This window comes from Legionella pneumophila subsp. pneumophila str. Philadelphia 1, assembly GCF_000008485.1.
Classification (GTDB): Bacteria; Pseudomonadota; Gammaproteobacteria; order Legionellales; family Legionellaceae; genus Legionella; species Legionella pneumophila.
Map to the genome: position 1 here is coordinate 2515573 of NC_002942.5, position 21845 is coordinate 2537417.

Below are 21845 nucleotides of genomic sequence, written 5' to 3' on the forward strand. Positions count from 1 at the left end.
ATTACCCCGCAATATGTATTGGCATAATAGAAAACAGCTGTTTTTCCTGATAAAAAGAATACAAACGCTCACTCATAGCTTCTTGTAACAAGCTATCAATCATCGAACATGAATTCAATCGCTTAAGAATTAACTGCATAGCTAAATCCAGCCAATCTGTATTTTGCAAATCATCAGAAAGTATCTCCTGATTATAGTGCCAGAACTGCAAACAACAGCTGGCTGCAAAAATCCAGCAATATTTTTCTGCCAAACGAAAAACAGTTAAGCTGCGTGGGTCAAATAATTTCTGATCATGTAAATGGATAACTTCCTGATCCAATTTTTCAATTTCATGACGTATTGTAGTAATCAGTGGATTGATTGCAGGTGAGTTTAAACGCATGATACCAGCCAATACATCATCTTCCTCATGAGTAAACAAACCGAGTCTATCCTCCTTAAAAGGAGGACAAGACAAACGAACATTAAAAATTTTCTCAATTTTTTCGGAATGCTCTGCCTGATGTTTACCCCGCATGCCTGCCTGAGGCAACAAATTACCAGCAATAAGTGATAAATTAACTTGAGTACTTCCATCAAACAAGCCAACCACTTGAATGTCGCGTCTTATTTTCTGAAAAATCGCCCATTGCGTGGTTCTCAGATAAGCTCTGGCACCTAGAATAATGGCACACTGTTCTGCTATATCTTCTCCAATATGCGGAATAAGAAATTTAATAATTGCTGACCAAAGACTCATTTTTTTCGGTATTACCGTACAGGCGCGAACCATAACCTGAGCAGTGCAATCCGCGATTAATAAAAGAGTAAACAATTCGCCAAGCCGCTGTTTTACTGCGGGTATTTCAAACACTGATTTGCCATACAGTTGTCTTTCCAAGCTATATGATAATGCCAGCCTCAAAGCAGTATCAGCGCCCCCAATAGCCAAACAGGCGCATAAGGTTCGCGAAATCTGGAATACCTTATAGGTTATTTCCAAACCACGTTGTTCCTTCCCTATTAATGCGTCTTTAGATACTTTCACTTTATCAAAAGAAAAACCACTGATATCTAACCCTCTGACTCCATGAGTCGGCAGCTTGGGCGTAGGAGAAATACCCTTTTCGGCTAATTTTTTATCGATATAAAACAAAGAAAAACCTAATAACCCGCCCTTTTCATTAGTACGACACAACACCACAGCGTACTCGCTCAAGGTTGCAAAATTAACACACCATTTTCGCCCCGAAATTTCCCAGCCATCTTCAATTGGCTTGGCATTCATCTTATTGGAAGTCAAATCAGTTCCATGCTCTTCTTCGGTCAAAGCCAAAGCACCTATCTTTCCCTGGCGAAGGCTCTCACTCAAATGTTTCTTTTGCTTTGAGTTTCCAGCTATCCATATTGGCAATGCAGCAAAGAAAGCCAATCCAAACATAATAGCCATCGTGATGTCACGTCTGGCCAACAACCTGGTTAAGGTATATAGCTCATCCAGGGAACTCAGCTTACCCCCTAGATAATGAGGTATGGTATAGTCCAAATACCCCCATTGTTTAATAAATTCTATTGCTGACGAAGCTAATACTTCCTGCTCATCAGCGAGCAAAATTTGTTGAAAATTAACAGGGGAATTGTTTTCCAGAGGATTACCCAGGCATGACTCAAAAAATTCAGACAGTTGTATCAAATTTTCATAAGAGGTCATTATTTTCCTTATACAATAGAGTGTTTTGCCGGGGGCATGGTTTCCATGCTTCTATATAAAAACTCCAAATGGGAGGCAAGACGACTGCGAATTTGCGCTGCCTGGATAATTTCATCAATCAAGCCCAATGAATAAGCCTCCATGAGGGAATCATCAATTTGAGACTTTTCTGTCAATTGGGATTGTGATGATTCCTGTACTGGTTGACCATCCATGGCTTGCACCTTATTAGTTGTTTCCTTCCCCATGACACCAAGATTTGCTGTTTCCAGAGCCAAAACCAAATCGCCATTCTGTGATTTGGTTTGCATCATGAGAAAGGCTGCCGCTCCATAACATTTACGCACGATGACACTTAGCCTTGGCACTCTGGTTTGCATAGCTACGCAAAACCTTGCACCATGCTGCAATAATCCCTTTTGCTCCTCTCTTTTACCGGGCATAAAACCGGGAACATCGATAAAAGTCAAAATTGGAATAGAATAAGCATCACATATTCTTATAAATTTGGCTGCTTTTTGAGCTGCATCGGAATCGATGGCTCCGCTGTAACGAATGCTTTGATTAGCGACGACCCCAACAGCAAAGCCATGTATATGCACAAAAGCACAAATCATCGCCTGTCCATAAGTCCTTTTGTACTGGATAACGTTTGAATTATCCACGACAGCCTGAATTAAATTGAGCATATTAAATGGCATTCTCGGATTTGCAGGAATATCAGGAATGGGGTGATTAGGCTCCATGATAGGATGAACTGGCGGACGTTCATTGGTATGTAGAGGAAAAAAGCCAAGCATTGCTTTCACATGGTTTATTTGTGCGGTAACACTATCGTCCACGAAATCAGCAATACCCGTTGTCGTTGCATGCAGTGTTGCGCTCCCCAGCTCGCCCATAGTCACTTTTTCACTAATGGCTTGTTGTACTACCGTAGGGCTAGTCACCATAAGATAGCTTCTATGCTTGTTAAAAAATAATAAGTCCATTAACACAGCAGAATAGGCCGGAGCTCCAAGAGTGGGTGCCAGTATCACTGCAAATTGTGGGATAATTCCTGACAGTCTAATATTTCGAGCAATAATTTGAGTGTATTCGTCGCCACTCAGCAAATTTTCTTCGAGAGAAACCCCGGGAGATGCTAAAAAGGCAACAATAGGAATGCGTAATTTTTCCGCCTTATCCATTAAATGAATAATCTTTCTAGCGCCTTGTCGGGTAACATACCCCCTGTTGACTGAAGAATCATGAGCATAAATCGCTACTGGCCTTTGATTCACTTTGGCTAATCCGGTAATCACCTCAGCGCCAGGAAGGGAATGAAGATTATTATCTGGAATATATTCAGAACCTATTGGTAAAAAGCTTTGTTCATCAATTAAATTATCTATCCATTTAATTAACGTCTTATCTGTATGTTGGGAAGACATACCTCTTTCCTCTTGCAATATTTAAATCTTGGAATCTGAGACTTTGTAACTTGGAAATTTGATCAATATCCATAATAACTTAATTCCCAAAATAGGCTACTCTTAATTGTATAAGTTTAGAGCTATTTATATGAAAAAGATAAAAATTCTTGATCTGGCAGGATAGAAAGAGTGTAATTTCAATAATTGTAACCTCTATGCGCTCCAGACAAGATAAGGCCACTTTATGAATATCTTAAAACCTAACATACAATTTGAAATTACTGGCGCATCAAGGATTCTGCCTGCATCAGGCCCTATCACAAACCTGGAAATTTTAAAGAATTTTCCGAGAACTGCAGATAAGTCTCAAGGTTTTCTCGAAAAATTCGCAGAAAAAATAGGCGAAGAATTTGGCTTTCATACTCGATACTGGTGCCACAAACCTTGGGAATCACTCGATAATTCAAGAGAACTGTCTTCCGAATCACTAGCTATGCAAGCAGTAGATAAACTGATAACCCACAGTATGTCAAAAGATGTCGACGCATTTCTCTTAGGCTCGACAACTAATAAACGCTTTACGGGATCTCAAGCGGCTGCTGTACTTGGAAACCTGAAGTTGAATGCGCCCGCTTACGATTTAAAAACCGGTTGCTCCACTTCTTTATCGACCTTGCATTTTGCCTACGCATTGATGGCTTTGGGTTATCAAAAAATATTGGTTTGTTGCTCTGAAACACTTTCCAAAGTGATTGACCCTGAGAATGAAAAAACCTGGATAGGTTTGGCTGATGGAGCTGCCTCCTTACTTTTAGAAAAAAGCAAGGAGGGGTCTTTTACCATTGAAAAGAGTTTTTTTTCTACTGATGGTCAATACGTCAACGCATTTACGACTCAAGGGGTATTCCCGCCAACTCATGAGCAAATCGATTCGGTTGGTTATCATCTGGTGGGTGATGAAACCCTAATGAAAGAATTAGCCTATTCCAGATACATGCAAATGCTTGATCATTTATTGCCAACAGAAAAGGAAAAAAACGAGATAACATGGGTAATCCCCCATCAGGTCAATCGAAAATTAATAGACCAAGTACTTCATGAAAATAATTTAAACAACAAAATAATAATCTGGGATGCTGATACGATAGGCAATATAGGTGGCGCATCAGTTCTCTACACATTAGCAAGGGCAGTTGAGGAAAAATTGTTTGACAGATCAGGGAAAATTCTCCTGATGAGTGTTGGTGGTGGTCTATCCTATGCGGGACAAGTCCTAAACTATCAAAAAGCATCATATAGCAATTAAGGTGTTTTATAGTGAAAAAAGAATATTTGCAGTGCCAGTCTCTGGTTGACGTCGTCAGGTTACGTGCTTTACACAGCCCTAACAAGAAAAGCTGTACTTTTCTGAACAAAGAGTTGGAAGAGACGATGACTTATGAGCAACTGGATCAACACGCCAAAGCAATTGCGGCAACTTTGCAAGCAGAAGGAGCAAAACCTGGGGATAGGGTCTTGTTATTGTTTGCACCTGGATTACCCCTTATCCAGGCATTTTTGGGCTGCCTTTATGCAGGCTGCATTGCTGTACCCATTTACCCACCAGCCCAAGAAAAATTATTGGACAAGGCACAACGCATAGTTACCAACTCAAAACCGGTCATAGTACTGATGATTGCGGATCACATCAAAAAATTCACCGCAGACGAATTAAATACAAATCCCAAATTCCTGAAAATTCCTGCTATTGCGCTTGAGAGCATTGAGTTAAACAGAAGTAGTAGTTGGCAACCAACCTCCATTAAGAGCAATGACATTGCGTTTCTGCAATACACTTCCGGCTCAACCATGCACCCTAAAGGAGTGATGGTAAGCCACCATAATTTACTGGATAATCTGAATAAAATTTTTACCTCTTTTCATATGAATGATGAAACCATTATTTTCAGCTGGCTGCCCCCACATCATGATATGGGTTTGATTGGCTGCATTCTGACCCCCATCTATGGTGGAATTCAGGCAATCATGATGTCCCCTTTCTCATTTTTACAAAACCCGCTTTCCTGGTTAAAACATATTACCAAATACAAAGCAACTATCAGTGGAAGCCCTAACTTCGCTTACGATTATTGTGTCAAACGAATCAGGGAAGAAAAAAAAGAAGGGCTGGATTTAAGTTCATGGGTGACTGCTTTCAACGGTGCTGAGCCAGTACGAGAAGAAACCATGGAACATTTTTATCAGGCATTTAAAGAGTTTGGATTTCGTAAAGAAGCCTTCTATCCATGCTATGGCCTGGCTGAGGCCACTTTGTTAGTGACGGGAGGAACACCAGGAAGTTCATACAAAACATTAACTCTGGCCAAAGAACAATTTCAAGATCATCGCGTGCATTTTGCAGACGATAACAGTCCAGGCAGTTACAAGTTAGTCAGCAGTGGTAATCCCATTCAAGAAGTTAAAATTATAGATCCTGATACCTTGATCCCATGTGATTTTGACCAGGTTGGTGAAATTTGGGTACAAAGTAACAGTGTCGCCAAAGGATATTGGAATCAACCCGAAGAAACAAGGCATGCGTTCGCAGGAAAAATTAAAGACGATGAGCGTAGCGCAATCTATTTAAGAACCGGGGACTTGGGCTTTCTCCATGAAAATGAGTTATACGTTACTGGACGCATTAAAGACTTAATTATTATTTATGGTAAAAATCATTATCCTCAGGACATAGAGTTCAGCCTGATGCATTCTCCGCTCCATCACGTATTGGGCAAATGCGCTGCTTTTGTGATTCAGGAGGAGCATGAATATAAACTGACTGTGATGTGTGAAGTAAAAAATCGATTCATGGATGACGTAGCTCAAGACAATTTATTCAATGAGATTTTTGAGCTTGTTTACGAAAACCACCAATTGGAGGTACATACTATAGTCCTGATTCCTCTTAAAGCAATGCCACATACTACCAGCGGAAAAATTCGCAGGAATTTTTGTCGAAAACATCTTTTGGATAAAACTCTGCCAATAGTGGCTACCTGGCAACTCAATAAAATTGAGGAATAAAACCATGCTGTTTTTGGCACCAGATGTTCCAAATAAAGTAGCAATCACTCAGGGCAATCGAGTAATAACCTTTGATGAATTAAGGCATGAAGTTTTAGCAAATTCAAAGCAACTCATGAAACTTCCAAAAACCATCATTGTCCTCCATGCAACACCTGAGATTGGATTTATTATTCAACTATTGGCCTGTTTGGAAACAAATCGCCCCATTGCCCTTTTCCCCAATTCCATTTCAGAGGAAGAAAAGCAAAGACGGCTTTCTCTTTTAGGTAATGCCGTAATGATAAATGAAGAAGGGGAATTGCAGGAAATATGTGAAAATAAGACGATCCAGCCCCATCCCCAGACAGCACTTATTCTCTTCACCTCAGGAAGCACAGGAGCAGTCAAAGCAGTTCAACTATCAAGCATCAACATAAAAGCCAACTGCCATGCGGTCATAAAGGCGCTGGAATTTAAAAAAGTTCAAGATCAATTGCTCTTTTTACCTTTATCCTATTCTTTTGGCCTTCTGGGCCAATTGCTCCCTGGTTTAATGTTTGGCCTGACCACTCGACTAATCACTCATTTTACAGACATTAAAATGCTAATGGAGCAAGGTACCGTTCCTCAAATGTGGAGTGGCGTACCTTCTCACTGGGTAGCTATCAATGCCATAGCAAAACGATACCCTGATAGCGCAGCCAAAATTAACGCGATTGTTTCTGCTGGCGCTCCTTTATCCACTACACTCAGAGCGGATTTGAAACAAATATTTCCTAACGCTATCATCTATAACAATTACGGTTTAACTGAAGCATCTCCGAGAGTGCTGACTTATTCCAGTAAGGATCCTTTATTCACAGAAAATTATGCAGGTTATCCTGTTGGCGATTGGAAGGTCAAACTTTCTGCTGAACATGAATTATTAATTAGCGGCACTCAAATGATGCTGGGTTATCTTGGTGAAAAAGACAGTACTAAAATACAAAATGGCTGGTTATCAACAGGAGATATTGCGGAAATATTACCCAATGGGTTAGTTGCAATCAAAGGACGTCGAGACAGTCTTGTTAATATTGGGGGAGAAAAAGTTAACCTCTCTGAGATCGAGCAAGCAATTTGCCAAATTGATGTAATAAAAGAGGCCATTGTTATCCCTCAGGAAGACAAGATATATGGGACACGATTAATTGTCTGTATCGAAAAAAAATCGCTGCCTTCTTCCATTTCTGAACAAAATTTAATAGAAAAAATACAAACGCATCTACTACCCAGGAAATTGCCTATTCAATTACAGCTCATGTCATCCCTACCCAGAAATCAACATGGGAAGCTTGATAGAAAAGCGTTGGTTTTGAATATTGATGGTTTAGATAATAAGGAAAAAAATAATGCTAAGTAATCGAATTGAACAAGTACTGGAACGAATTGGTCTTACCAATCTTCCTAAAAACAAACAGGCAAAACTTGAGCAAGGGGGCTTGGATAGTTTGATGCTGGCCTTGTTAATCATTGAGTTGGAACGTGAATTTGAAATTAAAATCCCTGTCATTCCACTCGAGAAAGAACATTACGAATCGATCAATACTATTGAACAATACCTCATTGAGCTGGGGGCAAAATGAATATCCTTATTACTGGCGGCTCCTCTGATATTGCCCAAGCCATAGCGAAACGACGCAGTGAATCAGGCGATAAGATCATCATTACCTGCTCTAATGACATCAGTCTTAATCAAACTCTCGCAATATACCGCCAACAGAACATTGACGTGACGGGTTTCATTTATAACTTTTCAGATCCTCAAGCTTGTGAGGCCGATTTGGAATTGATTTTAAAAGAACCACTCGATGGCATCATATTAAATGCGTTCACTCGGGTCACCCAACTGCGTAAATTACATGCATTGCCCTATCACGCTGTTCGTACTTACCTGGATAACAATCTCAATGGCAACATTTGGCTTATTCATCGTTTATTACCTGCCTTGCTAAAAAATAAATTTGGGCGACTAGTCCTCATTTCAAGTCTTTCAGCAACAGCTGGCACCAGTCGATATCCGGTTTATTGTACGGCAAAGGCTGCTCTAGAAGGATTATTTTTTAATTTGGCTGTTGATTATAGTGCTAACAATATCTTGTCTAATATAGTACGCGTAGGCTTAATTAAAACCTCCAGAACAGAGCAATTTTGGAAAAATCCAGCCTATCAAGAAAAAGTAATACAAATTATTCCACAGGGCACTATGGGTGAACCAACTCAAGTTGCGGAAGCCATTGATCCACTTTTGTCAAAAACCTCGTTTATGACGGGATCAGTTGTAACAGTCAGTGGTGGTCTGCCTTTAATGCGTTCAGAAGGATTGTTGTCATGAATTTTTTCCGTTGTGAAAAACCCATCTATATAAAAGGCCCTTTTGTTGCGCTTCCCGAGAGAATCATGAGCAACCAAGATGTTCTCAATTGGATGAACAGTACCCAAAATCCAACCGTGATTGGATTTTCAACTGGAATTAAAAACCGGCATTGGGTAAATGAGGATCAAGCCTGTAGCGATCTGGCTGTGCGAGCGGCAGAACATTTGTTTATGGAAAAAACGAGGGAAAAACATAAAGTGAACCAAGTGATCCTGGCCACTATCTCAGGGGATTACCCCTCCCCGCCAAGCAGTCCTCTCGTACAATACAGACTTGGCCTACAAAACGCAGGGGCTTTTGATATAGGGGCTGCCTGTGCCGGATTTGTTGTCGGTTTGCATACCAGTGCTGCTTTAGCACAGACCAATGATGGTTCGGTATTGCTCATAGCTAGCGAAATTCGCTCCAAATTCTTAAATAAAAACAATTTTGCAACCAGTGTCTTATTCGGTGATGGAGCAGCAGCATGTTGTGTTTCTCAAGATAAAGAAGAAGCTGATTTTCGCTTTATAGCGTCTGCGTTGTTTGCTGACGGTGAAGTATACGATGCCGTCTCAACTCCGGCAGGAGGTTCCCGCTTGCCCGCCGCGGTTTGCAATGATCATGAGCAATTTTACATTACCATAAAAGAAAGTACTGCTTTATTTGTAAAAGCAGTGCATGGAATGGCAGATAGCGCCAAAGATTTTCTAAAAGAATTAAATCTGACAATCTCTGATATCCAATGGCTTGTTCCTCATCAGGGAAATAAAAATCTGGTTTTGTCGGTAGCAAAACAATTAGGTTTTCCTGAAGAAAAAACGATAAAAACTGTTGAAGAAACAGGAAATACTTCAGGATCCAGTGTAGGCATTGCTTTGGATCGACTGAGGTCGGATGGCAAAATAAAATCTGGAGAAAAGGTACTTTTGGTGGCAGCAGGTGGAGGAGGAATTGCAGCCTGTTCTTTATTGGAAGTTGTCTGATTTGGCTTCAGGAATTGTTTGGGTCGAGACTTGCGAAAAACCCCATGGTCAAGGGAAACGATTAGCAAATTCTAATTTAACAAATTCAATTTTATATAAAAATAAATAAGATAATCTTTGAAATTTTTTCGATAATCCCTTGTCCTTGTTCGTTTGGGCTGAGGAGGCGTTTACGCCGTCTCGAAGCCTTTACGAAAAAAATAACAAGGCTTCGAGACAGCGCTTAAGCGCTTCCTCAGCCCGAACGGATAGTTGATCTATACGAATAAGCAATTTTAGATTGGCGGCCCTGGATCAAAATGCCCCAACTCTTACTACAAAAAATGGAATAACTGGCAACAATCAAGCTTGCGTAAAATCATACAAATCTTTATAAGTATGAAAATTCATCGCGTCTTCTTCACTGACCTCTAATTGATATTCTTCACTGAGGATAGCCAAAAGCTCAACAATTTTTAAAGAATCCAAATGCAAATCTTCTATTAGGGCCGTATCATCTTGAATTTCATCGGCTTTAGAGCCAGATAATTTGCTGATAATTTTTTTCAATTCTTCATCGGTAATTTTCATTAATACCCCTTAATTTGAAATAGCGTCATCTTGCAATCCAAGATAATACCATGCCACTAAAGAACTTAAACCTAAAATCAGTAATATTATAGCTAAAGAATATTGACCATACCCCTTAATTCCCGCAATAAAACCACTGGTCAATGCTGCACTTAAATCCTGCATGCTGGCATATAAAGCCCCAACCGTTCCAGCCATTTGCGGAAAAGGATGAAACGCACCGGCAAAGGCATTAATAAATGTAAATCCGGCGCCAGCACTAAATAATGTCATTGAAATCATAATAAAATAGATTTGTGACCAACCCAGTATCGTAATTAATAACAGGCTTAAACCACCGACAATCATAAAAAGAACACCGGTACAAACCATAAAGGATATTCCTTTACGCATGACCAACTGACTGTTGACAATCCCGCTAAAACAGATGGCGCCCGCAATAAAAAAAGTTAAACGTCCAAATTCCAAGGGACTCAATCCCATGGTATTTTGAAATAAAAATGGCGCAATCGTAAGATAAGAAACCATTCCCGCAAAAGCAAAGCAAGCACACATTGTATATCCCACAAAGATCTTGCTACGTAATAAGGTGAAATAATTCTTCGCCATCACTTTGATTTTTGTAGCTTCAGGATTTAAGTGTTTATTCGTTTCAGGAAGAATACAAAATGCTAAAAGCCAAACAAGGATTCCAAAAACAAATAAGAACATAAAATTGGCTTTCCACCCAGCCATCTCCTGAATAAATCCTCCTAAAGTGGGTGAGGCTGCCATAATAAAAATACTGACAACACCGACATAAGAACCAATTTTAGCCAGCAAACGATCGGTGAATAAATCTCTCACTAAAGATCGCCCCACTGAATTGCAACACCCAATTCCAAACCCCTGAAGAAATCGACCCAAGATTAACACACTGACATTGGGCGCAACAAAACAAACCAAACTACCTAATATACTTAGCCCAACACCGAACATTAACGGAGGTTTGCGTCCTATTTTATCTGACAAGGGGCCATAAAAGATATGAGATAGGCTTAAACCCAACATAAACATAGAAATGGTTAACTGAATAGACGCCTCAGTGCTGTTCAATGCTGTGGTAATCGCTGGAAGAGAAGGAATGTATTGATCGGTTGTTGTTTGCATCAAAGCCATCAACATTAATATGACAAATATTAACCAAGGATCTATTTTTGGGGTATCGGTTTGGCCTGGATGTTCCTGATGCATCAAATATCCTTTAGAATGATTTCTAACAAGGCTGATAACAATATCATTATTTACAAGCAAAACAAAAGTATTAGAAAATAAGGCATTGGCCTCAACGTCTGCAAAATAGAAAATACCTATTGCAAAGCGTCTATCACTGTTCAAAGGATATTTATGGATATAAATTTAATGGTTTTTGCCTCACCTCTTTTTTTGATCCTCATAGGAATTGAAACTTGGGTAGCCTATTATAAAAAATCCGGTGTCTATCAACTGAATGATTCGGTCAACAATTTCAGCAGCGGTATCCTTGAAGAAATTGGCGCACTCCCCATCAAGGGCCTGATTATTTATAGTTACTATTATTTATATGAGCATTACGCTATTTTTAATGTGAATACTCAATCGATTTTTTCCTGGTTACTTTTATGGATCGGGGTTGATTTTTTCTATTACTGGTACCACAGAGTAAGCCACAGAAACAGTTTCTTCTGGATAGGTCATTCGGTCCATCACCAAAGTGAGCACTTTAACTTATCTGTTGCCTTAAGACAGGGCTATTTCCAGACATTAACTTCCTGGGTGTTTTATTTGCCCTTGGCTCTGATTGGTTTTCCAACCTGGATGTTTGTCATTGTCGCCTCTGTCAATACCATCTATCAATTCTGGATTCATACTGAATCCATTCGGAAAATGGGTTGGTTTGAAAAAATATTTAATACTCCGTCTCATCACAGAGTTCATCATGGCAAAAACCCTCAATACATAGATAAAAATTATGCGGGAAGCCTGATTATCTGGGATAAACTGTTCGGCACTTTTGAACCAGAAGAAGCGCCGGCTGATTATGGAGTCACCGAACCCCTGGATTCATGGAACCCTTTTTACGCCAACATCAAAGTGGTTAAAGATATCCTGTATTATGGTAAAGGGCTAAAAAGTAAATGGGATGTGTTACGCGCGTTCTTTATGCCGCCAGAATGGATCATTCATCGCTTGCAACAAGAAAAATCCCCTCTCTCAAAAAAAACAACGATTAAAAAAAATACGACCTCACCTGGGATTTATATGTTAACCAATACTGCATTTGCAGTGTTATTATATACTTATCTCTCTCTTGTTTTTGATCCCGCCATGGTCACATCCTGGCTGATTGGCGCATTAATTTTATTGACACTTTATACCCTTGGCCGAATTGCAGATGGCCATAGCAATACTCTTTACCTGGAAATATCGCGCGCAACATTGGTACTTTTAATATTATTGCTATTTAAAAATACTCTGTTATTGTCGCTCGGTTGCAGTGTTTTGTTTTATGTCATCAATTATGCCTTATGCACTACTTTTCCTTATAAAAGAACCGCATCTTCTTTCTGAGAAGCAGACACTATTCAACAAGGATTAACCCTGTGGGTACTGGAGATGTATGGTTTTCTAAGAGTCAGTTTTGTAGCTAACATGAATTGTTTCTTGTAAAGATCCTCTTTATAATCAATGCCGAATTGAACCATTCCGCTAAGGATAGCCTGATGCATACTATTGCAAATGAAACACCTGTTCAAAAGGATCACTCATTTGACCCAATAACTAATGTTTTAAAATGGGTTTTACTAGTCACTGCCATTCTTTGTTTTCTAATCCTCATCTGGGGCACTGTTAAAACCTATCAATTGGTACCTCCTTTACCAGACCGTTTTGTGACCTCTACAGGCGAAACGGTGATGACATCACAAGACATCGTGGAAGGAAAAGCAGGTTTTCAACGCGCTGACTTAATGGACTATGGCAGTTTATACGGTATGGGATCCTATTTTGGTGAGGACTACACGGCAAAATATCTGGTGCGTTTGGGAGAATTGGTTCAGGAAGAATTGGCAAAAATTCGTTTTAATAAAGCCTATTCTGAATTAACAGAAAGTGAACAATTCGTTATTAATAAAGAAATGCAGAACTCACTGCAGCGCCTTAATCTCAATAAAAAAACGAGCATCCTGACACCGGCAATTGCCACCTCAATACGGCAATTACAGGCTGAAATCAGTCAATCGTTATTGAATCATAATTTTATGGCGGGTTATACCCAGGCCTATAGCTTAAATCCTGATACCGCGCTTCAAACCGCAAACTTTCTTATTTATTCCTCTTTAACAACGATAGCTCGCCGCCCAAATCAAAACATATCTTACACCAATAATTGGCCATACGAGCCAAGCGTTGGCAATACCCCTTCATCAGGGACGTTTTATTGGACCTGGATTTCATTTTGCTTTGTGTTTATGGGATTTGGTGCGGTTCTCTACATTTATCATCGCTATTTAAGTGATGTTGATCATGGACCCATGGAACCTATTTTTTCAGGTTTCAAACCCCTAACTCAAAGCCAGCGTAAAGTAGGTCAATATTTCCTTGTAGCCGCGTTGTTTCTTTTGCTGCAAATCGCGGTCGGAGCCATCATGGCTCATTATTATGCTGAGCGCGAAAGCTTCTATAGTATTAATGTCAATACTTGGCTGCCTTTTAATTTCCTTCGAGACGTCCATATCCAGACTCCCATTATCTGGATTGGGCTTTCATGGATAAGTGCAGGCATATTTATGGCACCCATCATTAGCGGTAAGGAAGCCAAAGGACAGGGATTTTTAGTTGACTTCCTGTTTTATGTCACCTTGCTCGTAGTGGGTGGAGCCATCCTTGGCAATTACCTGGGGATTATGGGGTATATTGATAAAACCTGGTTTTGGTTGGGCAATCAAGGTTTGTCTTACATACAATTAGGAAGACTGTGGCAAATCGGGTTTTGCATTGGATTGTTTCTTTGGAGCTTCATTGTTTTCCGCGGCATGTGGCCTACGTGGGAAGGATTAAAAAATGCCACCATTGAGTTCTGGACAGGTCGAATCAAACTTGAAAACCTGTTCTGGGCCAGCACTATCAATGTCGCTGTTTTATATTGCTTTGGGATGATCCCCTTAACAGGAATTGAAAAATCATTCACCATAACGGATTTCTGGCGTTGGTGGGTTGTGCATCTATGGGTTGAACAATCCTTTGAGTTTTTTGCTGCTTGTGCCACCGCCTACGTACTTATGGGAACTGGTTTGGTTTCCAGAAAAGCCGCAGAGAGAACAGTATTCTTTGAATCCATTTTAATCTTCCTAGGTGGGGTAATAGGTACTGGTCATCATTGGTACTGGACAGGTACTCCCGAAATTTGGATTCCGCTAGGTTCCATGTTTTCTTTTATCGAAGTCTTGCCACTGGTTCTTCTTATTATTGATGCGATTCAGCATCGACAATTAATTAAAAGGCAGGGGATGTTTACCTACAATCTTGCTTATCTTTACATATTGGGAGCTGCGTTCTGGAATTTTGTTGGTGCCGGTGTGTTCGGTGGAGGTACACTTAATGCGCCACTGATTAATTACTACGAGCATGGAACATTCTTGACTTTAAATCATGCCCACACTGCTTTATTTGGCGCATTTGGGCTTCTTGCTCTCGGGTTAATCTATTTTTGCCTGAGATATGCTGCTGGTGAAAGCAAGGCATGGAGTGATAGATTGGGTGTTTATGCCTTTTGGTTATATAATGCAGGTCTCTTTTTATGGATTGTCCTGAATTTTTTCCCGATCGGCTGGTCACAATTAATGGCAGTATATGAACATGGACTATCCTATGCCAGAAGTCTTGAGTTCTATAACACCACATTATTATGGCAATGGCTTCGTTTTCCGGGAGATGTCGTATTTGCCTTGGGAGCCCTTCTTATGGCTTATGATTTTATTGTTAAGATTGGACCTTTTTTCCCGAAATTTGCCCGTAATCGTCGCTTTATAGCTGGCCCTCCAAAAGCAACAGATCCAAGCTTATGACCAATGATAGCAAAGACAAAGCCAGTGTATTTTTTTGAAAAATTATTTTGAGAAACCGTGTTTAGAAGTGAATGTCGACACCCAGATGATGGGTGTCGGCTTGCAATCAAATTCAAGGTAAGAGATCAGCCTCTACCTGGAACGGGCGTATTTGGTTCATCTTGAACGACAATTGTTTTTTGGTTAAATTACACTTGCGCCAAATAAGGCCGGTCAAATTCTTTAGCTAGCTCAGTCTCATCTTCTTGTTCCACAGGCAAGAAACCTGAGGTTTGCGCATCCCACATGGATTTATATAATCCATTGTTTTCTATCAACTCTTGATGTGTGCCATCTTCTACTATTGCTCCTTTATCAAAAACCAGGATTCTATCCATGTTAAGGAGGGTTGAAAGCCGATGTGCTACAACGATAGTTGTTTTTCCCTCGCATAATGGTTGCAAGGATTCTTGAATGCATTCTTCAGTTAAAGAATCCAGTTGTGAAGTGGCTTCATCTAAAATCAATATAGGAGTATGATGCAAAAACGCTCTTGCTATAGCGATTCTTTGTCTTTGCCCCCCTGACAACTTAGTACCCCTTTCCCCTACTATAGTATTAAAACCCTGAGGCAAATTCTGAATAAAGTCCATGCAATTTGCTAAAGAAGCTGCTGTTACTACTTCATCCCTGTCAGCATCCTCTTTACCATATTGAATGTTTTCTAATAAGGTACGATGGAATAGATTGGTATCCTGAGGAATCATACTGATTGATTTTCTTAAAGAATATTGCGTGATCTCGCTAATGTCTTGATTATCAATCAATATCCTTCCGCTATCCACATCAAAATAACGGAGAATTAGATTGATAAATGTTGTTTTGCCTCCCCCGGAATAGCCTACAAGCCCAACTTTTTGTTTAGCCGGGATGACCAACGATTTATTGGTAAATAATACCTGACCATCTCTATGACGAAAGGTCACATTTTCAAACCTGATTTCACCATGCGTGACTTTCAACTCCTTTGCATTGGCTATATCTTGAACTTCGATAGGTTGGGATAATATGGCAAGTGCTTGCTTGACTATTCCTATTTCGACAAACAAATCACAAAGCGAATTACTGAGACTCCACATTTGATTCATAATGGCAAATGAAGTAGCAAATATAAAAACCACGTCACCAGTGCTGATTAAATTTCTTTGCCAGAAGCTGATGACTGAATAAATCATGGCGATTAACATAATACTGACAGGAACATCGACTAAAAGACGAAAAAAATTGATAAAAAGAACCAGGCGCTTATTACTTTGAACCTCTCTATTTTGTGTTTTCCAAACGTATTTTTTTTCATACTCATTTTGGACAAATAATTTCACGGTATTGATATTGTTCAAAGAATCAACGATCTTTCCCTTTAAAATACTTTTATCTTCCGCATTCACCCTAGCAAGCTTATTGATCTCTTTAGCTGAATAAAAGCTGATAAATAATTGAATTATGATCCAGCTTAACAAAATGAATGCAAACCAGGGATTAATGGTTAACATTAAAACGATTGAAACTACAATTGCCGCAAAAGTAGTGTTTACATTACAAGATACGATTTTACGAATGGCTTCCAATGATCGAGGTATATCACTTATCTTATTAGCCAGGTTTCCCGCTAATTGATTAGAAAAAAAATGATGGGAATGCTGTATTAAATAACCGAATAGGGTCATACGGATATTGGCTTGAAATTGAGGAACAAGGTAGGCTTGCCACCAATTATGCAAGCGCAACACCAGAATCACACCAAACCAGGCAACTCCACCCAAATACAAAGCCGGTGCGATGTCTTGAAATATGCTGTCTTTTCCCCCTTTATGGTTTGTTATCCCATCAATAATCATTTTTAAAGCATAGGGAATCACATTCGTTTCAAGCACCATCACCACTGGTGCTATGAAAAACAAAGCATAAAGCCAGGGACTTTTTTTTATAAAATGCCAGGAAAATCTCAGGATAGTCTTAGGCAATTGTTGTAAGTCAGACATATTCACATCCTTGTAAAAAATCTGTAACTTCTTATTTAAGATAACAAAGTCAAAGACAAAGAGTAAGTGTCTATAACCAATTAGATGCTAAATTGATGGATTTTTGCGCCTTAAATCATCACTCGGTGAATTTTTTTGAATAAAGACATACCTTGCCAAAATTTTTAAGGAATACTAAGCCATAAAATAGAGAGACAGCATATTACACCCAAAAACCATACAGTGGAGCGCAGGGAAGACCAATTCAGCAAATAAAACAAATGATAAAAAAGCCGGGAAATAATATAGGCGATAGCGAAATATTGGGTCATTAAAGTGACTGAATTAGTGGCCAATGCAGTTAATGAAGCTGTTGCAAATATCAGTAAAGACTCAAAAGCATTTTGATGCGCTGCCAGAGCTCTTGCGCCAAACCCTTGCAAGCGAGCTTGTTGCTCTCTGGGATAACGATTATTATAGCCACCCGCCTTATGCATGGCATAAGCTACAGGAACTTTTGCCAGATAAGGTAGCAATATAGCGATAAACAAGCAAACAATTATAGTATACATGGTTATAGAGTATCTCAGGCATATATTAAAAATAACTAAATGACATATTAACCAAGATGTTCTCTCAACTCAATCGGGCAAATTTAATTGTAGTCCACTTTAGTTAGCAGGAATACTCCTTAAATAGCTTTTAAATTACTTCACGGCCAGTTTTTGGTCAATAATTAATAAAATTGCTATAATTTTATTCTAAAGTATCTTTTTGGTACGATGAAAATGAACGAATATATTGAGCTTTATGAACGCCATAAATATGAGGGAAATAATACAATAGATTCCTTGATTCTGACTTTGAATAGTTTAAAACAGAGCAGGGAAAGCTGGGGACAGGAGAATAAGCTTGCCAAGTATTTAGGCTTTGGGTTGCGTATTGACAAACATCCGTTTTTTCAACCCAAAGTGACGCAAAAAAATTTACATGTAATAGAAACTGTTATCGAAAAATTAAATGCTTTAAAAGAGAGTCCAGATTACCAGCAAGAAGGAGAGACATCAACAACTCGCCTGGATATTTTAGGGATATTAGGAGAGCGATTTAACGAACTATCCAAGAATGGTAAAACCCGTGGATTATTTAATTACGTCATGTTTAATGAGGGTTCAATTGATTTCTCAATGAGAGAGAGCACTCTTGTGGAGCCATCACCTTTAGAAATTCTTACTGGAAATGAGGAGCCTTACGAAGATGAACAAACGTGGGAACCTCCCTATATTCATAAACTACTCGATTCAAAAGGAATACCATATACAATTTTTGATTCTTTAGAAACGAATGATTTAAATCTTGAAAATGATTTGGGCGATCATGTCAAGTGGGCTTATGACAATATTTATCGTTATTCCTATCCTGACTCGCACCAGGAATCAACTATAGCTAGATTTCATCACGGAATACAACATGTTACCCGAGCTGCAAACTATGCATGTGCATTTGCCAATTTATACAGGAGACATGGTAACGAGGAAGCCCAAAATTTAACAGAAACAGACATCAAACTCATTCAAATTGCTTTGTTATTCCATGATTCGGCCCGAGAAGGAGATGATGAAGATTTATGGGATCATGAAAGTGCTATCTTTTTATACTATTATCTGACACGTGTTTTACATATTGATGCAGAAACAGCAAGATTTGTAGCTGAGGCAACTGCGAACAAAGATCCGAGTCCGGAAAATGGCTATTTTCAGCTCATTGAGGACGAATATGGTCAATTATTCTGGCAGTTTGCGAAGTATGAAGAAGGAGATTTTCCTGCAAAAAATATCTATCAAAAAATAATTCATGATTGCGATTGTCTTGATATCATCAGGGCAAGAAATCAATACGATGCCACCTATCTTGATTTTTATAAGGATATAGCCAGCAAAAACAATCTCGCATTAGAAGAAATGGCCGAACTTGTCATAGAAGCCAGAGGCCTCATCTATAGCCAGGGTGATTCCCACATTACTAAAAAAGCAGAAATCAAAGCAGGTTATGAAAACGAAGAAGCTCATGCCCGCATAATCAGGGATATGCAGTCAGAAGCTTATCCAATACTCAGCACATTGTATGGAAAACTGTTATCTTTAGAAGAATTACAGGCTATGACCTTGGTTAATCTTACTCCCTTCGATGAAACAGCAGGAATGGCTGGAGAAAACCTTGCTGCGGCATTGAGAGAAGGGAGAGTTCTGGCCCGTGGCATTACTACACCAAGTGCCATGCCTACACCCAGACCCAATAAACCAACTCTAACAGATGAAACATTGGCCGAAAGAGAAATGCGAAAATCCATGCGCTCTGACAATATTAACATCAAAAGCAGAAAAGAAGCACCTAATCTCAAATACAAAAACCCGCTGCGCTCAACCTCCATACTCGGTTATGGAAGTGGAGTCTATCCAGCTGCAGGCATGTTGATCTTCAATCCGGATATAGGTCAAATTAAGAGGATTTCAGCTGAGGATTTTGATAGTGGCCGAGGTCAAAAAAACCATCTGGCCCATTTACAAGAAAAAGAATACAAAGAGTCTCGTGAAATTCTGGAAAGGGAACTTCATGATCTTCATCATAAAATGAAATTGGGCTTATTTGGCAAAAAAACGCAACTTGGCTCAAATTACGTTGAACTTTTATATGACATTAACAAATACGATGCCATTTTCTTTACTAATGACCCAACCATAGGAAATGAAATTGCCTATAATGATTTCAATCCAGCTCATCCCCTGTCCCCTCTCTTGCAAGCCATTTATTTACAGAAGCAGTATGCAAGACAATATGAAGAAACTCGTAAAGCTTATTATGAACGCTATGGACAAGAGAGGGGTGAAACACTATTCCTCGAACGCTTTGGCCCTAACCAATTTTTACCAATTTACGAATATTCCGGCTTAAGGAATAAGTTAACGCCTTATGATACAGAAAAATTAACAGATGAGAATATTGTTAATATGTGGGTGGAGATGTGTTCTGATTTCATGAGAAATGCTCTGTCCCATATGGGTAGAGATAATAGCTATGATTTTTACGATGAACTTCTTTATAACATGAGTATTGAAGACATAAAAGTTTTAAGCATGTACAAAACAAAAGGAAATATATTGGCAAAAGTGAATCAACCAGCTGATTTAAGCTATAATGTTGAATTAAGGGAGAAAATTACTGATACCATAGCCAAAGCTAAAGAAAAAATAATAGCAGAATATGAAGAGGCTGTTTTCAAAAGACTTCAAGACAATCAATTATCTCCATTTTCAAAAGAAGCATTTTTAGCACTAGAATATAGCCCTCGTTTGAGAGATTTGTGCTCTGATAAAATAAAGGATGATCTATTACGCTTTATATACTCCCCAGATGGAGTCATTTCTTACAAATTATCTGATATTGCCTCAACCTCATTAAGAGAAAAAACAACGACGCTTGATATCCAACATTGCAGCACTGATCAAAGGAATTTTTTGTGTAAAAATCAATTTTTACAAGCCTTTATTCTATGTCAGCAATTAGGTTTAGAGGGAGAAATACAATTCTTGCGCAACAAAGTGAATGAATTGGCAATACAAGTTATTAATGATCAAAGTGCTTTCATTACAGGGAGCAAATATGAATTGCAATCAGGCTTACATCAGATGATTAACCTAAACAATATAATGACTTTAATAGATAAGGACAATCACCTAAGGGGTAACATTGAATCAATCTTATTGGAGATAGTTTCTAAACTGATAGACACTTACACAAATGAAAGGCTGAATTTATACGAAAGCTACATGTTACTTAAGACACTCGAAAATGCAGGCATTCCAGATGTCAAATTAAAACACTACTTTAGGCCTGTATTAAACAAAGCGAATGAGACCCTCCATGAGAGGAAACCCCATGATTGGGGTCATTATTGCTCCATTGCCAGGTTGGTAGGAGATGAAGCGAAACCTTATATTTACAGCTGGTTGAATGATTACGACAAGCCATTCTATTCCGAGATTAATTCGATGCTTGAGACATTTAAGAATGCCGGGATTGTTTTTGATGATGAAAATTTGGATGTATTCAAATCATTATTGGAAAAAATTCATTACAATGATGTGGCCTACAACTACGTTCGCTTATCATATTGGCTTAGGGTGATGAATAACCTGCAGTCCTTAGCTTCTGAAAGCCATTATTCAGGATCCCAACTGGAAATTTTAAAAAACCAATTTGATAGAGTCATTGAAAAGCTTATCAAGACTACAAAATCAGAGTATGAACATGCTTCCTACTACTCACAAGAACAAAAATGTTACCGTCAATTAACATCGTTTGCTGAAGAAATTAACACCATTTTGGCCTCTGATTTTTGTTTACCAGTCCCTGACTCGCTGATTACGGAATTCAATCTGACTCTGATTGCCTTTAGTGAAATGGACTTAAGCCAAACTAAAGTGGATGAATCAAAGTTTCATCTTTTAAAACAACTTCATAATAAATTGCCAAATCCGGAAAAAAGAGAGCAGGCGATGGAAAAGCTCACTGAATCTATGGATACAAAAAAACAAGTTGAAAAAGATCAAAATAAAAACATTTCAGCAGCGGGCCTCTAGCGTGATAATATCAGACTAAT

General features: G+C 39.0%; 15 protein-coding genes. 9 read left to right on the top strand and 6 right to left on the bottom strand.

Annotated elements, in window-relative coordinates; genetic code table 11:
• Window position 1 precedes the first annotated feature (1 nt).
• A complete protein-coding gene (locus LPG_RS11185) occupies window positions 2-1693 on the bottom strand; it encodes an acyl-CoA dehydrogenase (protein ID WP_010947935.1) in 1692 nt (563 codons plus the stop codon).
• Between the two features lie 8 nt (window positions 1694-1701).
• The gene (locus tag LPG_RS11190) at window positions 1702-3123 is read right to left on the bottom strand and encodes an acyl-CoA carboxylase subunit beta (RefSeq protein ID WP_015444173.1); all 1422 of its coding nucleotides are present in this window, start codon (window positions 3121-3123) and stop codon (window positions 1702-1704) included.
• 226 nt (window positions 3124-3349) lie between these two features.
• On the opposite strand from LPG_RS11190, the gene LPG_RS11195 reads away from it, so the two are divergent.
• Genes LPG_RS11195 through LPG_RS11220 form a run of 6 tightly spaced genes read left to right on the top strand, consistent with a single transcriptional unit; the run spans window position 3350 to window position 9531 of the window.
• Entirely contained in the window at window positions 3350-4411 is a 1062-nt protein-coding gene (locus LPG_RS11195; protein ID WP_010947937.1) for a 3-oxoacyl-ACP synthase III family protein, read from the top strand.
• Between the two features lie 11 nt (window positions 4412-4422).
• A complete protein-coding gene (locus LPG_RS11200; RefSeq protein ID WP_010947938.1) occupies window positions 4423-6168 on the top strand; it encodes a fatty acyl-AMP ligase in 1746 nt (581 codons plus the stop codon).
• 4 nt (window positions 6169-6172) lie between these two features.
• Window positions 6173-7552 (top strand): class I adenylate-forming enzyme family protein, encoded by a 1380-nt coding sequence (locus LPG_RS11205; protein WP_015444172.1) that lies wholly within the window; start codon window positions 6173-6175, stop codon window positions 7550-7552.
• Entirely contained in the window at window positions 7542-7775 is a 234-nt protein-coding gene (locus LPG_RS11210; protein ID WP_015444171.1) for an acyl carrier protein, read from the top strand. The genes LPG_RS11205 and LPG_RS11210 overlap by 11 nt, the downstream gene beginning before the upstream one ends.
• Complete coding sequence (locus tag LPG_RS11215; RefSeq protein ID WP_010947940.1) at window positions 7772-8524, top strand: SDR family NAD(P)-dependent oxidoreductase; 753 nt, start codon at window positions 7772-7774, stop codon at window positions 8522-8524. The genes LPG_RS11210 and LPG_RS11215 overlap by 4 nt, the downstream gene beginning before the upstream one ends.
• Entirely contained in the window at window positions 8521-9531 is a 1011-nt protein-coding gene (locus LPG_RS11220; RefSeq protein WP_010947941.1) for a 3-oxoacyl-ACP synthase III family protein, read from the top strand. Before LPG_RS11215 ends, LPG_RS11220 begins: the two co-directional genes overlap by 4 nt.
• Before the next feature lie 342 nt (window positions 9532-9873).
• On the opposite strand, the gene LPG_RS11225 is transcribed toward LPG_RS11220, so the two are convergent.
• Window positions 9874-10101 (bottom strand): acyl carrier protein, encoded by a 228-nt coding sequence (locus tag LPG_RS11225; RefSeq protein WP_010947942.1) that lies wholly within the window; start codon window positions 10099-10101, stop codon window positions 9874-9876.
• Window positions 10102-10110: 9 nt separating this feature from the next.
• A complete protein-coding gene (locus tag LPG_RS11230; RefSeq protein WP_025862417.1) occupies window positions 10111-11334 on the bottom strand; it encodes a multidrug effflux MFS transporter in 1224 nt (407 codons plus the stop codon).
• 153 nt (window positions 11335-11487) lie between these two features.
• Between LPG_RS11230 and LPG_RS11235 the strand changes: the two genes are divergently transcribed.
• Together LPG_RS11235 and LPG_RS11240 are read left to right on the top strand one after the other, a co-directional pair.
• Window positions 11488-12690 (top strand): sterol desaturase family protein, encoded by a 1203-nt coding sequence (locus LPG_RS11235; protein ID WP_010947944.1) that lies wholly within the window; start codon window positions 11488-11490, stop codon window positions 12688-12690.
• 152 nt (window positions 12691-12842) lie between these two features.
• The gene (locus tag LPG_RS11240) at window positions 12843-15185 is read left to right on the top strand and encodes a nitric-oxide reductase large subunit (protein ID WP_015444167.1); all 2343 of its coding nucleotides are present in this window, start codon (window positions 12843-12845) and stop codon (window positions 15183-15185) included.
• A gap of 188 nt (window positions 15186-15373) precedes the next feature.
• Here LPG_RS11240 and LPG_RS11245 read toward each other — a convergent pair whose 3' ends face one another.
• Together LPG_RS11245 and LPG_RS11250 are read right to left on the bottom strand one after the other, a co-directional pair.
• Entirely contained in the window at window positions 15374-17206 is a 1833-nt protein-coding gene (locus LPG_RS11245) for an ABC transporter ATP-binding protein (protein ID WP_015444166.1), read from the bottom strand.
• 164 nt (window positions 17207-17370) lie between these two features.
• Entirely contained in the window at window positions 17371-17757 is a 387-nt protein-coding gene (locus tag LPG_RS11250; protein ID WP_010947947.1) for an MAPEG family protein, read from the bottom strand.
• 210 nt (window positions 17758-17967) lie between these two features.
• Between LPG_RS11250 and LPG_RS11255 the strand changes: the two genes are divergently transcribed.
• Window positions 17968-21825: a lpg2239 family Dot/Icm T4SS effector gene (locus LPG_RS11255; RefSeq protein WP_010947948.1), complete on the top strand. Its 3858-nt coding sequence runs from the start codon at window positions 17968-17970 to the stop codon at window positions 21823-21825.
• Window positions 21826-21845 lie beyond the last annotated feature (20 nt).